The 13,923-nt window shown below is 64.4% G+C and carries 14 protein-coding genes and 1 tRNA gene; 7 read left to right on the top strand and 8 right to left on the bottom strand.

Annotated features, from left to right (window positions below):
• The first annotated feature begins 118 nt into the window (after window positions 1-118).
• From ACFQ24_RS09320 to ACFQ24_RS09305, 4 genes are all read left to right on the top strand, one after another.
• Complete coding sequence (locus tag ACFQ24_RS09320) at window positions 119-337, top strand: hypothetical protein (RefSeq protein WP_380910584.1); 219 nt, start codon at window positions 119-121, stop codon at window positions 335-337.
• A 279-nt stretch (window positions 338-616) separates the two neighbouring features.
• Complete coding sequence (locus ACFQ24_RS09315) at window positions 617-1,261, top strand: hypothetical protein (RefSeq protein WP_380910582.1); 645 nt, start codon at window positions 617-619, stop codon at window positions 1,259-1,261.
• 146 nt (window positions 1,262-1,407) lie between these two features.
• The gene (locus ACFQ24_RS09310; RefSeq protein WP_380910580.1) at window positions 1,408-1,911 is read left to right on the top strand and encodes a hypothetical protein; all 504 of its coding nucleotides are present in this window, start codon (window positions 1,408-1,410) and stop codon (window positions 1,909-1,911) included.
• A gap of 178 nt (window positions 1,912-2,089) precedes the next feature.
• The gene (locus tag ACFQ24_RS09305) at window positions 2,090-3,193 is read left to right on the top strand and encodes a tyrosine-type recombinase/integrase (RefSeq protein WP_380910578.1); all 1,104 of its coding nucleotides are present in this window, start codon (window positions 2,090-2,092) and stop codon (window positions 3,191-3,193) included.
• Window positions 3,194-3,203: 10 nt separating this feature from the next.
• On the opposite strand, the gene ACFQ24_RS09300 is transcribed toward ACFQ24_RS09305, so the two are convergent.
• From ACFQ24_RS09300 to ACFQ24_RS09275, 6 genes are all read right to left on the bottom strand, one after another.
• Window positions 3,204-3,280 (bottom strand) — tRNA-Arg (locus ACFQ24_RS09300).
• 88 nt (window positions 3,281-3,368) lie between these two features.
• The gene (locus ACFQ24_RS09295; protein ID WP_380910576.1) at window positions 3,369-3,758 is read right to left on the bottom strand and encodes a hypothetical protein; all 390 of its coding nucleotides are present in this window, start codon (window positions 3,756-3,758) and stop codon (window positions 3,369-3,371) included.
• Window positions 3,759-3,854: 96 nt separating this feature from the next.
• On the bottom strand, window positions 3,855-4,526 hold the full coding sequence (nth, locus tag ACFQ24_RS09290; protein WP_380910574.1) for an endonuclease III: 672 nt from the start codon (window positions 4,524-4,526) through the stop codon (window positions 3,855-3,857).
• Window positions 4,527-5,291, bottom strand: coding sequence for a 4-hydroxy-tetrahydrodipicolinate reductase (gene dapB / locus ACFQ24_RS09285; protein ID WP_380910572.1), 765 nt, complete (start codon window positions 5,289-5,291; stop codon window positions 4,527-4,529).
• Window positions 5,292-5,636: 345 nt separating this feature from the next.
• Window positions 5,637-6,368 (bottom strand): GIN domain-containing protein, encoded by a 732-nt coding sequence (locus ACFQ24_RS09280; RefSeq protein WP_380910571.1) that lies wholly within the window; start codon window positions 6,366-6,368, stop codon window positions 5,637-5,639.
• Window positions 6,320-7,072, bottom strand: a complete 753-nt coding sequence (locus ACFQ24_RS09275; RefSeq protein ID WP_380910569.1) for a head GIN domain-containing protein — start codon at window positions 7,070-7,072, stop codon at window positions 6,320-6,322. Before ACFQ24_RS09275 ends, ACFQ24_RS09280 begins: the two co-directional genes overlap by 49 nt.
• A gap of 125 nt (window positions 7,073-7,197) precedes the next feature.
• On the opposite strand from ACFQ24_RS09275, the gene ACFQ24_RS09270 reads away from it, so the two are divergent.
• Window positions 7,198-8,790 (top strand): M28 family metallopeptidase, encoded by a 1,593-nt coding sequence (locus ACFQ24_RS09270; RefSeq protein WP_380910567.1) that lies wholly within the window; start codon window positions 7,198-7,200, stop codon window positions 8,788-8,790.
• Here ACFQ24_RS09270 and gloA2 read toward each other — a convergent pair.
• Both gloA2 and ACFQ24_RS09260 read right to left on the bottom strand, forming a co-directional pair.
• Window positions 8,771-9,166: an SMU1112c/YaeR family gloxylase I-like metalloprotein gene (gene gloA2, locus ACFQ24_RS09265; RefSeq protein WP_380910565.1), complete on the bottom strand. Its 396-nt coding sequence runs from the start codon at window positions 9,164-9,166 to the stop codon at window positions 8,771-8,773. The genes ACFQ24_RS09270 and gloA2 overlap by 20 nt on opposite strands.
• A 74-nt stretch (window positions 9,167-9,240) precedes the next feature.
• Window positions 9,241-10,329 (bottom strand): hypothetical protein, encoded by a 1,089-nt coding sequence (locus ACFQ24_RS09260; RefSeq protein ID WP_380910563.1) that lies wholly within the window; start codon window positions 10,327-10,329, stop codon window positions 9,241-9,243.
• Window positions 10,330-10,685: 356 nt separating this feature from the next.
• On the opposite strand from ACFQ24_RS09260, the gene hemB reads away from it, so the two are divergent.
• Window positions 10,686-11,681: a porphobilinogen synthase gene (gene hemB, locus ACFQ24_RS09255; protein ID WP_380910561.1), complete on the top strand. Its 996-nt coding sequence runs from the start codon at window positions 10,686-10,688 to the stop codon at window positions 11,679-11,681.
• A gap of 6 nt (window positions 11,682-11,687) precedes the next feature.
• Window positions 11,688-13,916 carry a fused MFS/spermidine synthase gene (locus tag ACFQ24_RS09250; RefSeq protein WP_380910559.1) on the top strand — a complete coding sequence of 743 codons (2,229 nt, stop codon included), beginning with the start codon at window positions 11,688-11,690 and terminating at the stop codon, window positions 13,914-13,916.
• The last annotated feature ends 7 nt before the right edge of the window (window positions 13,917-13,923 follow it).

Raw genomic sequence — 13,923 nt, 5'->3', positions numbered from 1 at the left:
GGTCGGGCTCCGCCCTCCCTACGCCACGCGCAGCGCAAGGAGCGTTCCTCGACCGTCGTGCCATACTCGAAAGGGGGTCCCTTTTGCGCGCCGATCGGGGGTCCCGTTTGGACGCCGATTGACAGCTGCGGCCACCAATCAGGCGGCGAGTGCGCCCCAGAGCAGCGATAAGGAGAGCGAAACGCAGGCGCTGCGGGATGAGATTGCGCAGCTTCGCCGCGAACTCATGAGCGCACTTGCGCAGGTTGCGAGCAATACCGGCAAGACCGCGCGCATCCTTGACGATGTGACGGCCGATAGCGGTGGCCAGGCGATCAGCGTCGGGCAGGCCGCATGAAGCCGTTACTGTGGCTCCAAGGCCCTTTCTATCAGCTGCCGTATCGCTTCGGGGCGCGTGGGTCGGGGATCGGCCTGGCACTCGATCCAGCGATCGAGGGCGGCCAGCTGCTCGGGGTGCAGGCGCACGTTGATGCTTTCGCCCCGTCCGGTTGCAGGCCGTCCCCGTCTTTTTGTGGTGCCCGTAATTGACATTGCGAATAAGGGGTGCCATAAATTTCGAGCCGAAGCAAGGTTGCACCCTCGCTCCGGCTCTAACCATTCGACACGGAGCGAACCCATGTCTCAGGCTGACGCCGCCCCTATCACGGGCGAACCCGTTCTTACAGGCGGTAAATCCACTGCCGTTACCGTTTCCCGTCGCGCCGCGATTGGTGCGTTGGCGGTGCTTCCCGTGGCGACCGTAGCCGCGCCCTCGACCTCATCGCCGGCGGCGCTCTGGCGAGATGCGCTGCGCGCCTATCACTCCGCCGAAGCCGATTACCTCGGACATCTCAACAATGTCTGGAATCCGCTCATGGTGCGGCTTGAGCAGCTGTGCCCGATGCCCCCGATGCATGAAATTGTTGAGCGAAACGGAAGACCGTTGAAAGTCGTCTATAAATCGGCCGAGCCGGATAGTTGGATGAGGCTTCCTTCCGTCGAGGCGCGGGAAGTGGGACGGAAGCTCGCTGCGCAGTGGTCGACATGGTCGGAAGGCTACGGCGCACGGCAAGCTGAATACAACTTCTGGGAAATTGAGCAGGAGGATCTGCGCCTGTACGACCTCTACCAGGAGGCGCAGGATCGACTGATGCGAATGCCTGCTCCGGACGCAGCTGCCCTCCTGACGAAACTGGAGATCATTTGGGCTGATGAGTACCAGGATCGCCAGATTGAGAATGAGCGCCTGATTAGGCGCGACCTGCAGCGGCTAGCGGCGTGATCGTGGGAGCTTCGCCGGCCTTGGGAGGGTGGCACGTTTCCGCCCCAAAGGGGCGAGGAAAACGTCGCGGGTGGGATTCTGTATTATTACAGCTTGCGCCCGCATCCATTGCTGATAAAAGCACTGTATTGTTACAGGATGCCGCGATGAGCCAGACGATCGACTTCGATGAGCCAATATTTGCGCGCGACATGGCGCTTGCGATGTTGCGCGCTGATGAGACGACCCTCGATAACTGGCTTCGACATGGGCACGTGGTGCCCGCTGGGCCGAAAGGTAAGCGACTGTTCAGCCCGATGCATTTGATCGAAGCTGAACTGATCTATTCCCTTGCGAACACCTTCCGCGTGCCGCCTGGGATCGGGCGCGCCATAGCCCTGGACGCGATCGCGGAATATCGCCAGTTCGCTGACGCTGACATTCTCGATATCTGGAACGGTTCCGGCATCGGATCTTTGGCCGATGGTGGGGCCGGTCGAACCGTCATGAGCTTGGTTCGCGGATCAGACGGCGAGCTTCGGGCTTGGGAACGCGGAGACCGCCAAGAAGACGAGGTTACGTTGGTGTTGCCCACGAGGCTAATTGCTCGGTCTGTCTTCGCCAAAATGAAGGTGATGATGGAAGCCGTCACCAAGAAAGTGCCGGCGTGATGAGTGCAAGACGGGCCTCATTCAAGCAGGCTGATGCTACCCGCGCGCTCAAAGGAGCCGTGGCCGCTGGTCTAAGGCCGACAGGATTTCGGATTGATCCTTCGGGTGCGATCGAGGTGCAGTTCGAGGGTCAAGCGCGCTCGGCTGCCATCAACTCCTTTGACGACATACTAGGTCGGTGAAGAAGCGCTGGCTCCCCGAATGGGTCAGCGAATATCGCGACCGCCACGGCAAGCCGCGCTACCGGTTTCGTCGCAAGGGCTTCGCGCCTTACGCCTTCAAAGCAGCGCCCGGCACGGAAGCATTTCGTCAGGAGTACGCGGCTTGCTTGGATGGCACTGTCGCGCCGGCGATCGAGGCCGGAGCCGATCGCGCCGCACCGGGTAGCTTTGACGACCTGATTGCAAGGTACTATCGAAGCCCCGATTTCCTTGATCCGGGAGAGACGACGAGGGTTGTCTATCGCGGCGTCATAGAGCGATGGCGTAACCGTAAGCCTACAAACGGTCGCCGGTATGGAGAAGCGCTGGTTCGTGACCTTCAGCCCCGCCATGTCGAGAAGATGATGACGGATATGCTGCCGCACCGGACAGCAGCCAATATGTTGCGTAAGCGGCTGAAGGCGCTGATGCAATTTGCGATCAGGCAAGGTCTGGCAAAGACAAACCCTGTTGACGCCACGCGACCGTTCAAGGTCGAAGGCGAGGGCTTCCACACCTGGAGCGAGGATGAGATCGCCGCGTATGAGGCCAAGCATGCGCTCGGCACCATGGCACGCCTCGCTTTCGATCTCCTGCTATTCACCGGGCAACGCGGTGGCGACATTCGGCTGCTCGGCCCGGGACATGTCAAAGGCAAGCGCATTACGCTCACTCAGGAGAAGACGGGGGTAACGGTCAGCCTGCCAATCCTTCCGCCGCTCGCCGCGTCAATTCTCGCCACGCCCTCAAAGGCGATGATCTTCATAGTAAACGGCCTTGGGAGGCCATTTACCCGAAAAGGCTTTGGCAATCGCTTCCGCGTCTGGTGCGACGAGGCGGGCCTGTCAGAGTGTAGCGCGCATGGCCTTCGCAAGGCAGCCGCCCGCCGATTCGCTGAAGCTGGGTGTAGCAACCAGCAGATCAAGGCGTGGACCGGTCATACGACTGACAGCGAGGTCGCTCGATATACTTCAGCGGCCGATCAAAAGCTGCTTTCAGATGAAGCTGGCGACAAGCTGATGGCTAACCTTCGCAAAAGGTTAGCCAACGAAACTAGTAACCCGTTGGAAAAGGGCGCTTAAATGTCAAAGGTGGCGCACCCAAGAGGATTCGAACCTCTGGCCTTTGCCTTCGGAGGGCAACGCTCTATCCAGCTGAGCTATGGGTGCGTGACGCTGGTCAGGAGGGGCGGTTAGCAAAGTCCTTTGCGCCGCGCCAGCGTCAAATGCGCGCGCCGCGCATCTTTTCCCGCCAATCCTATTTGCCGGCGCGCGCCATGGGCTGGAACGGGCCGAGGCCGCAGCTTGCGCCCGGCTGCAGGCTGGAGCCGACATTGTAGAGCACGGTGATGATGTCCACGGAGCAGAGCTGCGACAGGCTGGTCCGGTAGGAGAAGCGCTTTTCGAAGCCCAGCGTGGGACAGCTGTTGGGCAAGATGTTCCGATAGACCTTGTTGCCGTTCATGATGAAATCGATGGTCCGGTCGTCGCGCACCTGCGTCGTGCGGATGGAGCGCAGTTGGATGCAGTCGACGGGCTTTCCCTTGGCGACATAGGGATCGGGCTTGGGCGGAGTCCGTCCGATGGCCGGGGGGGCGATGCCGGCCAGGGCCAGGCCGATGAACAGGGGGATCGAAGGACGGATCATGGATTTTCTCCAGCGTGTCTGTCGGCAAGAAGACGGCGAGGGCCGGCTGGTTCCGTCCCATCATAACATGGGTCGCATGGAGCAGGATAGCGGCGATCAGGCTGCGGGAAGCGTTGAGGGAACAGCGCCCTTGGGCGGCGGCGTCTTGGGCTTGTAGCGGCACAGGTCCGCGACGATGCAGCGCCAGCATTCGGGCCGCCGCGCCTTGCACACATAGCGGCCGTGCAGGATCAGCCAATGATGCGCGTCGCGGCGGAACGGGGCGGGGACGCGCTTGTCGAGTTTCTGTTCGACCGCCAGCACCGTCTTGCCCGGCGCAAGGCCGGTGCGGTTGCCGACGCGGAAGATATGGGTATCGACCGCGAACGCCTCCTGCCCGAAGGCGGTGTTGACGACGACATTGGCGGTCTTGCGCCCGACGCCGGGAAGGGTGGTGAGCGTATCGCGATCCTGCGGCACCTGCCCGCCGAAGTCCCGTACCAATATCTCCGAGAGGGCAATGACGTTCTTCGCCTTCGCGTTGAAGAGGCCGATGGTCTTGATATGCTGCTTGAGGCCGTCTTCGCCCAGGTCGACCATCTGCTGCGGTGTCGTCACCTCGCGGAAGAGGGCGCGGGTCGCCTTGTTCACCCCGACATCGGTCGCCTGCGCCGACAGGACGACCGCGACCAGCAACTGATAGTCGTTGCCATATTCCAGCTCGGTCTGCGGCGCCGGGTTCGCCTCCGCCAGGCGGCTGAAGAAGTCGAAAATCTGCGCCTTGTTCATCTACAGGCCCAGTACGCCCTTCATGTCGTAGCGGCCGGCGGGCTGGGCGGCGAGCCAGCGCGCGCCCTTCACCGCGCCGCGCGCGAAGATGATGCGGTTTTCGGCGCGATGGCCGATCTCGATCCGCTCGCCGTCTGTGGCGAAGATCACCTGATGGTCGCCCGCGACCGATCCGCCGCGCAGTGCTGCAAAGCCGATCGCGCCCGGCGCGCGCGCGCCGGTGATGCCGTCGCGGCCCCGCTCACTATGGTTCGCAAGGGCAATGCCGCGCCCGCGCGCCGCCGCTTCACCCAGCAGCAGGGCGGTGCCGGAGGGCGCATCGACCTTGTGCCGGTGGTGCATCTCGACAATCTCTATGTCCCAATCGTCGCCGAGGGAGGCGGAAGCGCGCTCCACCAGAGCGGCGAGGATGTTGACGCCGAGCGAGGTGTTGCCGGTCTGGAGCACGGGGATGTGCGCGGCCGCCTGGTCGATCAGGGCATGGTGAACGGGTTCGAGGCCGGTGGTGCCGATCAGGATCGGCGTCTTCGCGGCCACGCAGGCGTCCAGATGCGCGGACAGCGCGCCGGGCACGGAAAAGTCGATGAGAACGTCCGCCGCCTCCGCCAGCGTCAGGGGATCGGCGGTCATGGGGATGCCGGGCGCAATGTCTCCGGCAGGATCGCGATCGGTGCCGCCGGCAATGGGCAGCCCGCCCTCCGCGGCCACCTGCGCAATGGCCCGTCCCATGCGCCCCGCCGCGCCGAAGATACCGATGCTGGTCATCCGATGTCCGTCCTTATCCTGTGACCGCGCCAGTGCCAGAGCGGCGCGTCCTTGTCATCCCCAGGGGCGCAAGCAGGCGCCACGAAATGCGACAGGTGAAGTTCACACCGTTGTGCAATATTTTTTCGGCGGAAGCACTCGCGACGCGTTCGCGAAGCGGCTGCCGTGCACGTCCGGCGCGCCATCGGAGCGGCATGCGCGCGACAAGTAGGTCATGGCAAGGGCACGGTCGCGCGACAGGAACGGGACAGCGCGAATGGAGCGACAAGGGCGGGACGGCGACGGGCATCGGCCGAATAAAACAGAGGCGCGGAGGTTAGGAAAGCCTACGTCGATGCCCTTCAATCAATAGCTGTCCCCACCGCAGGTCACTTGCCCGACGCCGCGATTGTCGACGGTGCAGGCGGCTTTCCCTGCGATGCTGATCGTCCCCGATCCGGTCGAGACCAGCTTTGCAGCGACATCGGCGGTCAGCGCGACGCTGCCCGCGCCCTCATTGCCGACCGTCGCCTGGCGCACGCGCAGCGGTTCGGCGGCGACGGAGCCGGGGCCGGTCACATGGATCGTCGCAACGCCCGCGCGCCCCGCCAGGTTGACCCTGCCGCCGCCCGCCAGATTGACGTCGATCCGGTCGAGCTGCACGTCCGCGATCGCGATGTCGCCGCTGCCGCCCACCGCGATCCGCGCGCCCAGGCCTTTCAGCCGGTTGACCGCCACGGACCCGCCGCCGGTCAGCATCACCCGGTCCAGCATGCCGGTGGACAGGCGCAGCGTCGCCGCGCCGCTGCTCTTTTCGCCGGTGGTCAGCCGGTCCATCGACACGATGAGCAGGCGGCCCGAAACATCGACCTTCAGCCGGTCAAGCGCGGCCTGATCGCCCTCCGCCCGCGCCGACACGCCGACCCCGGTGGTGATGACGACGCTGACCGGCGCATCGACGCGGATCGCGTCGAAACTGTTGATGGTGAAGCTGCGCGTGGCCGCGCTGGCGGGCTGCGCGCCCAGCGCCGCCACCAGCGCCGCCACCTTTAGGGCCGACAGCGCGCCTCGCCCGATCCCATGATGCTCGTCTTGCACTGCGCCTTGCCCTTTACCGTCACGTCGCCCGATCCCAGGATGCTGATATCAAGCACGCCGTCGGAGGCAAGGGAGGCATTGCCCGATCCCAGCACGGACACCTCGCCGCCGCCGGCCTTCAGCCCTTCGCCAGAGAAATTGCCGGAGCCGGTCACGGACAGGTCCAGCTTGTCGGCCGATCCGGTCGCGCTCATGTCACCCGAGCCGGTGATTTCCGCCTCCAGCGACTGGACCGCCATGGCCGCGATCCTGACATTGCCCGATCCGGTCAGGTCGGCGTCGAACGATGCGCCGTCGACCCGGTCCACATCGATATCGCCCGATCCGGTCGCCTCCACGGCGCGGATCGCCGGCATCGAAACACGGATGGTGACGCCCTTGTCGTCGCTCCAGTTCATGCCGTACCGCCGCTTGCGCCCGATCTCCAGCGTGTCGCCGTCGCGCCGGATCTCCAGCCGGTCGAGGATCTTCTGGTCGCCCTCGGCCTTCACGGAAAAGGCGCCGCGCGTGATGATGACGGTGTCCGGCCCGGTCGCCTCGACCTTCGTGAAATCCTTGATCGCGGCCCAGGCGGCGGGATCGGCCGGCGTGGACGCGTCTGAATCGCTGCCGCCGCCCTCGCGCGAGCAGGCAGCGGGGATCAGCGCCAGCGATGCGATCAGCATGGCAGGGGCCAGAAGGGGTCGAGCGGCGGGGGCGCGCATGTCAGTCTCCTCTCGTGTGTTGCCTGCATAATACACAAGAGGATGGCGGTTCCAAGCCCCCTTGTTCGTCGCACCGCTTCAGGCAAGATCATTCCGTCATCGCCTGTGAATTTGGAGCGTCCTTCATGCGTCTGTCCCAGCTTGCCCGGCCCTTGCTGGCCCTGCCGTCGATTGCCCTGGCGCTGCCCGTAGCGGCGCAGCAGGATGCGGGCGCGCGCTGGTGCAGCCATGTGCAGGCCATCGCCAATGACGGGATGGAAGGGCGCGGTACGGGGACGCCGGGCTATGACCGGGCGGCCGACTATGTCATCGGGCAGTTGCGGGCGCTGGGCCTGAAGCCCGCCGGGATCGAAGGCTACAAGCAGCCGGTCGCCTTCGTCGAGCAGGTGGTGCAGTCCGACCGGAGCAGCGCCGCGCTGATCGGCGCGAAGGGCGAGACGAAGCTGGCGGTGCCGGGCGACCTGATCTTTTCGGGCGGGGGCGGGCCTGTGCCGGACGCTATGGAAGCGCCGATGGTGTTCGCGGGCTATGGCCTGCACCTGCCCGAGGCGGGGCATGACGATTTCGCCGGGCTGGACCTCAAGGGCAAGATCGTGGTGGTGCTGTCGGGCGGGCCGTCCACCCTGTCGGGCGCGCTCAAATCCCATGCGCGGTCGGAGCGGGCGAAATGGCTGGCCGAGCAGGGGGCGGTGGGCCTTATCAGCCTGGTGACGCCCAAGCAGGTGGAGATACCGTGGGATCGGCGGGTCGCGCTCGCCAGCGCACCTGCCCTCTATTATGCCGACGCGCAGCTGCGCGAGACGCGCGCGCCATTCCTCAGCGCGCAGCTCGACCCGGCGAAGTCGGCGCTGCTGTTCGAAGGGTCGGGCAAGGATTTCTCCGCGATCGCCGCGGCGGCGGACGCTTCCGCCCCGGTGCCGGGCTTCCCTCTGGCACAGCGGCTGAAGGCGAGCGTGGCGGCGACCCGGCGCGACCTGTCCTCGCCCAACCTGATCGCGGTGATGCCGGGCAGCGATCCGAAGCTGCGGGGCGAATATGTCGTGCTGTCGGCGCATCTGGACGGCTATGGCGTCGGCACGCCGATCCGGGGCGATGCCATCTACAACGGCGCGTTCGACAATGCGTCGGGTGTCGCCAGCCTCCTCGAAATCGCCCGCGCGCTCAAGAACGGCAAGGTGAAGCCGAAGCGCTCCATCCTCTTCGCCTTCGTGACGGCGGAGGAGAAGGGGCTGCTGGGATCGCGCTATTTCGCGCGGCGGCCGACCGTGCCGCAGAGGAGCATCGTCGCCGACCTGAATTTCGACATGGCGCTCCCCATCTTCCCGCTGACCAGCGTGACGCCGGTGGGTTACGACCAGAGCAGCCTGGGCAAGGACGCCGCGGCGGTGAGCGCGGCGATGAAGCTGCCCATTGTTCCCGATCCCTTCCCCGACCGCAACGTCTTCATCCGTTCCGACCAATATGCCTTCATCCGCGAAGGCATCCCTTCGCTCTTCTTCAAATATGGGTTCAAGGCCGGCACGCCGGAGGCCGAAACGGAAAAGGCATGGCGCGCGAACATCTACCACTCGCCCTTCGACGACCTGAACCAGCCGGTCATGCCCGCGGAAAGCGCGAAGCTGAACGACTATGTGACTGCGGTGACCCTGCGCGTCGCGAACAACCCGCAGCGGCCGTCATGGAACGCGGACAGCTTCTTCAGGCGCTTTGCGCAGTGAGGCGCTCGTAAAGCTCCAGCGGCAGTCCATCGGGGTCGGCGAAGAAGGTGAAGCGCTGCCCCGTATATTCGTCCACGCGGATCGGCTCGCACACGACGCCCGCCGCCGAAAGCCGAGCGACCTCCCCGTCGAGATCATCGACGTTGAACGCCAGATGCCGCAGCCCCTGCGCTTCGGGGCGGCTGGGCCGGGGCGGCGGCGCGGGGAAGGAAAACAGCTCGATCTGCGCCTTCCCCGCATCGAGATCGCACTTCCACGAGTCCCGCTCCGCCCGATACACTTCCCGGATCACTGGGAAGCCCAATATGTCGCGGTAGAAGGCGCGGGACCGCTCATAGTCGGAACAGATGATCGCGATGTGGTGGATACTGAGCATGGGGTTGAAGGTAGGGAATGCGGGGGTGAGGGAAAGGGCGGGTTGGGGAAGAGGTCGCGTGTGGTAAGTAGCAATCAGTTTGATTGTCTCTCTTCATGTCGCCGCTGCAACTCTTCTTGCGTTTCAAAACATTCAATGGGCATCGCTTGAAAGTCTATCCGGCCGCGTTCAGTTGATGTGCCGGATAGACCTTTCCAGCCCCCTAAAAAACAATAATCTTCTGAGAATTTATGGTTGAAAACATCAGAGAATATAATGCTGATAACCAGAGAAATAGATAAGCCGGCGTCCAGAGTATTCAAAGCTCTGTGTTCAAATTCTGATAGGGAAAACATTAATGTCGTGTCATAAGAAAGTTCGCCAGATGCTGGTATTATCTCGCCCCAATCTTCCGTATCATCAACATCTCTAGGGAACCGACGTTCACTCTGACGTTCTTGCATATAGTGGGAGCCATCCTTGAGAAAGTGGCTCATAAACTTTATCGAAAAATTGAATGACACTCCCATAGCAGGGCTATTTCCGTGGTTGCGAACCTTGAAAAAAATATTGGGATAAATTGAGTCTTTTTTGTTCGGATCATTCGGTTCGAACGTCGTTATCGAACTAGTTTCAGATTCTCGGCTGAGAGAAACCTGTACATTTTGGATGCTGAGGTAGCATCTCACTTGGGCTTCACCAGTCTGCTGTGCGATTTTGTTCGCTTCACGTGCTTCGGTAACGGCTTCCGAAGCCGCCGATGCGCTCTTTTTAGTCTCGTTAGCAGCCTGCTTAGCGAAAAACGCAGCGGCTATAGCGGCGCCCATTGTCACTATGCCGACCAACAAGCCACCCCCGGCGATTAGCATCTGCCACCATGACCAAGAAGCCGAACTGCTAGCTGCGTCTGCGGCCTTCCATTGAGCGCAGAGATCATCTTTGCTCTCATACTGCCCCGGTCCGCAGGGCGGCGGCATTATCGCGGGCTGCGTCATTAGGACGGGAGCGGCAATTGAAACTGCGAGCGGTTGCGTGCGCTTAATTATCTTAGTTTCGGGTGTCGCCTCTTTGGGTTTGGCCGCCGTGTTTTGTTCGGGGCTAGCGGCGAGGGTCAAGGTCGCAGCGGCTAACAAGATAATGCTGCGGCAAATTGCGTCGATTCGCTTGGAAAGGTGCCTGACCATTTAAGGATCATAGCGAAGCTTCCGCCGCTGTCATCTGGCCGCTAATGGAAACTCAACTGCCCCCCTGTCCTACACGCCCGCCGCATGATCCACTTGCGTCATGTCCTGCCGCCGCTCCGCTCGCCCGCGCCTCACTGTCGCCTCACTGGCGCGACCCCGTCGCCTCGCTGTCGCCTTCGCGTCGCCTCGCCGCCGCCTCGCAGCCGCGTCGCAGTCGCCTTGCGCCCGCAATCCGCGCCGAAAACCGCCATTCGCTTATTCCAAGAATGGTGTGAACTTCGCCCCTGTTGCCACTGACGCGTCAGTGTCGCGCCGCGCCTTGATCCGCTGCGCCCGCGCGCTTACACCCGCACCCCATGACCCAAGCCCCCTATCCCGCGCTTCGCCTGCGCCGCACGCGCGCCACGGCGTGGAGCCGGGCGATGCACGCCGAAAACCGCCTGTCGCCCGCCGACTTCATCTGGCCGCTGTTCGTGACCGAGGGGGAGGGCGTAGAGGAGCCGATCGTCGCGCTCCCCGGCGTGTCGCGCTGGTCGGTGGATAGGATCGTCGACCGCGCGAGGGAAGCGCGCGACGCGGGCATTCCCTGCCTCGCCCTCTTCCCCAACACGCAGGCCAATCGCCGTAGCGATGACGGGGCGGAAGCGCTCAATCCAGATAATCTCATGTGCCGGGCGATCCGCGCGATCAAGGATGCGGTGCCCGACATCGGCGTGCTGACCGACGTCGCGCTCGACCCTTATACCGCCCATGGGCAGGACGGGTTGCTCGATCCCAACGGCTATGTCGTCAACGACGCGACCGTGGACGTGCTGATCGGCCAGTCGCTCAACCAGGCGGCGGCGGGTGCGGACATCATCGCGCCCAGCGACATGATGGACGGGCGCGTCGGCGCGATCCGCGAGGCGCTGGAGGAGGAAGGCCATGCCAATGTGCAGATCATGGCCTATGCCGCCAAATATGCCAGCGCCTTCTACGGCCCGTTCCGCGACGCGGTGGGATCGCGCGGGCTGCTGAAGGGCGACAAGAAGAATTACCAGATGGACCCCGCCAATGGCGAGGAAGCGCTACGCGAAGTCGCGCTCGACCTGGCCGAAGGGGCCGACAGCGTGATGGTGAAGCCGGGCCTGCCCTATCTCGACATCGTGGCGCGGGTGCGCGACCGCTTCGCCGTGCCCGTCTTCGCCTATCAGGTGTCGGGCGAATATGCGATGATCGAACATGCGGCGGCGGCCGGCGCGGGCGACCGCGACGCCCTGATCCTGGAAACGCTGATGGCGTTCAAGCGGGCGGGCTGCTCGGGCGTGCTCACCTATCACGCGCTCCACGCCGCCCGGCTGCTGAATGGGTGAGGGCGGATGCATGACGCGGGCGGCATGATACATCCCGGAACCCGCGCCCGTTTCGTCCTGACGATCTGTGCGGGATCGTTCCTGCTGTTCCTGGTCCAGCCGATGATCGCGCGGATGGCGTTGCCGCGGCTGGGCGGATCGCCGGCCGTGTGGAACAGCGCGATGCTGGTCTATCAGGCGCTGCTGCTGGGCGGTTATGCCTATGCGCACTGGCTGGGCCGCTTTCCCGCGCGGCGGCAGGCGGTGATCCATCTCGGCCTGTTCCTGCTGGCGGCGATCTTCCTGCCGATCGGCCTGGCCGACTGGCAGCCTGCCGCGGACATCGAGCCGGCGCTGTGGGTGCTATGGCTGTTCGGCGCGTCGATCGGGCCGCTCTTCTTCGTGGTGGCGGCGCAGGCACCGTTGCTTCAACGCTGGTATGGGGAAACCGGGGAGGGGGATCCCTATCCGCTCTATTCGGCGTCCAACCTCGGCAGTTTCGCGGGGCTGATCGCCTATCCGCTGCTGGTCGAGCCGCTGATGACCCTCCATGCCCAGAGCATCCTCTGGTCGCTCGGCTATGCTGCGCTCTTCTTCCTCGTCTATGCGAGCACGCGGCGATTGCCCGCCGTTCCGGTCGAGCGCGAAGAGGCGAAGGACGCATCTGCCCCCGCGCCACATGCTCGGACGATGCTGCTATGGACGGTCCTTGCCGCCGTGCCTTCGGGCCTGATGCTGGCGACCAGCCTCTACCTCACCACCGACATCGTCGCGATGCCGATGCTGTGGGTGCTGCCGCTTGGCCTTTATCTGCTGAGTTTCTCGGTCGCCTTTGCCACGCGGCGAGGGGGCGCGGACCTGTGCGTCCTGATCGCCCCGCTCATCCTGCTGATCGGCGCGTGCATCGCCTTTACCGGGGGCGTGCATTTTCCCGTGTTCATCGCCATCGGCATCCTGGCGGTGCTGTTCGTCAGCGCGACGGCGCTGCATGCGCGGCTTTACGACCTGCGCCCCGCGCCCGAGCAGCTGACCCGATTTTACCTCGTCATGTCGGTGGGGGGAATGGTTGGCGGGCTGTTCTGCGCGCTGGTTGCGCCGCTGATCTTCGACTGGACCTATGAATATCCGCTGCTGCTGCTGGCCGCGTCGCTGCTGTTACCCGACCGGGAGGCGATGCTGCGGCTGCCGCGCCTGTTGTGGGACGATCCGCGGCGGCGCATCTGGCTGGCGGCGGCGATGCTGCTGCTGGGACTGCTGCTGTCGGCGGTGGGCGGCGGCCTGCTGGGGCCGGAATGGAATGCGCCGCCGATCAAGTCCATCTGCTTCGTCACCATCATCGCCATGGGCGTGATGGCGCTTGGCCACCGCATCCTGTCCGCCGGGCTGTTGCTTTATCTGATGCTGTGCCTCAGCGGCTGGGAGAAGCTGTCCCAGTCCGCGTCGGGCATGCTGACGCGCAGCTATTTCGGCGTCTATGGCGTCGCGAACCGTAGCCCGACCGAGCGCGTCCTGTTCCATGGCACCACCCTGCATGGCATTCAGGACCGCGCACCGGGTCGGGAGCGGAACCCGACCAGCTATTATGCGCCGGGATCGGGCGTGGGGCTGGCGTTGCGGGCCGCGCCCACGCTGTTCGGGCCACATGCGCGAATCGACATCGTGGGCCTGGGGGCGGGCACTTTGGCCTGCTACATGCGGCCGGGGCAAAGCTGGCGCTTCTACGAGATCGATCCGGCGATGGCGCGAATCGCCGTCGATCCTGCGCATTTCACCTTCCTGTCGCTGTGCCAGCCGCGCGCCGACATCGTGATCGGGGACGCGCGCATGACGCTGGCGCGGCAGCCGGCGGGCGGGGCCGACATATTGGTGATCGACGCCTTCTCCTCCGATTCCATCCCCACGCACCTGCTGACGCGGGAAGCGCTGGGCGTCTATGCCCGCAGGCTCTCGCCTGACGGGCTGCTCCTGATCCACATTTCCAACCGCTATCTCGACCTGCGGCCGGTGCTGGCGGCGGATGCGAAGGCGGAAGGATGGCGCGCCATGCTGCGCCACTACCGGCCCAGCGTGCGCGAGGCGGAGCGCCATTATTCCGCGTCCATCTGGGTCGCGCTGTCCCGCGATCCCGCGCAGCTCGCGCGGCTGGAGACGCGCAGCAAGCCCGCGCCGTGGCAGGCGCTGGAAGGACGGCCGGGCTTTTCGCCCTGGACCGACGACCATGCCAGCATCCTGCCGATCCTGAAAATCAGACCATAGGAGAGAC

Origin of the sequence: Sphingobium olei, from assembly GCF_042678845.1 — a bacterium.
In the GTDB taxonomy this organism is placed as follows: domain Bacteria; phylum Pseudomonadota; class Alphaproteobacteria; order Sphingomonadales; family Sphingomonadaceae; genus Sphingobium; species Sphingobium olei.
This window is presented reverse-complemented; position numbering and strand designations above follow the sequence as displayed.

Bases quoted from the DNA above. Each gene is read 5' to 3' on its own strand.
- ACFQ24_RS09275 (WP_380910569.1), bottom strand. From the start codon at position 7,072: ATGCGCGCCCCCGCCGCTCGACCCCTTCTGGCCCCTGCCATGCTGATC.
- nth (WP_380910574.1), bottom strand. From the start codon at position 4,526: ATGAACAAGGCGCAGATTTTCGACTTCTTCAGCCGCCTGGCGGAGGCG.
- ACFQ24_RS09310 (WP_380910580.1), top strand. From the start codon at position 1,408: ATGAGCCAGACGATCGACTTCGATGAGCCAATATTTGCGCGCGACATG.
- ACFQ24_RS09270 (WP_380910567.1), top strand. From the start codon at position 7,198: ATGCGTCTGTCCCAGCTTGCCCGGCCCTTGCTGGCCCTGCCGTCGATT.
- ACFQ24_RS09250 (WP_380910559.1), top strand. From the start codon at position 11,688: ATGCATGACGCGGGCGGCATGATACATCCCGGAACCCGCGCCCGTTTC.
- ACFQ24_RS09315 (WP_380910582.1), top strand. From the start codon at position 617: ATGTCTCAGGCTGACGCCGCCCCTATCACGGGCGAACCCGTTCTTACA.
- dapB (WP_380910572.1), bottom strand. From the start codon at position 5,291: ATGACCAGCATCGGTATCTTCGGCGCGGCGGGGCGCATGGGACGGGCC.
- ACFQ24_RS09260 (WP_380910563.1), bottom strand. From the start codon at position 10,329: ATGGTCAGGCACCTTTCCAAGCGAATCGACGCAATTTGCCGCAGCATT.
- gloA2 (WP_380910565.1), bottom strand. From the start codon at position 9,166: ATGCTCAGTATCCACCACATCGCGATCATCTGTTCCGACTATGAGCGG.
- ACFQ24_RS09295 (WP_380910576.1), bottom strand. From the start codon at position 3,758: ATGATCCGTCCTTCGATCCCCCTGTTCATCGGCCTGGCCCTGGCCGGC.
- hemB (WP_380910561.1), top strand. From the start codon at position 10,686: ATGACCCAAGCCCCCTATCCCGCGCTTCGCCTGCGCCGCACGCGCGCC.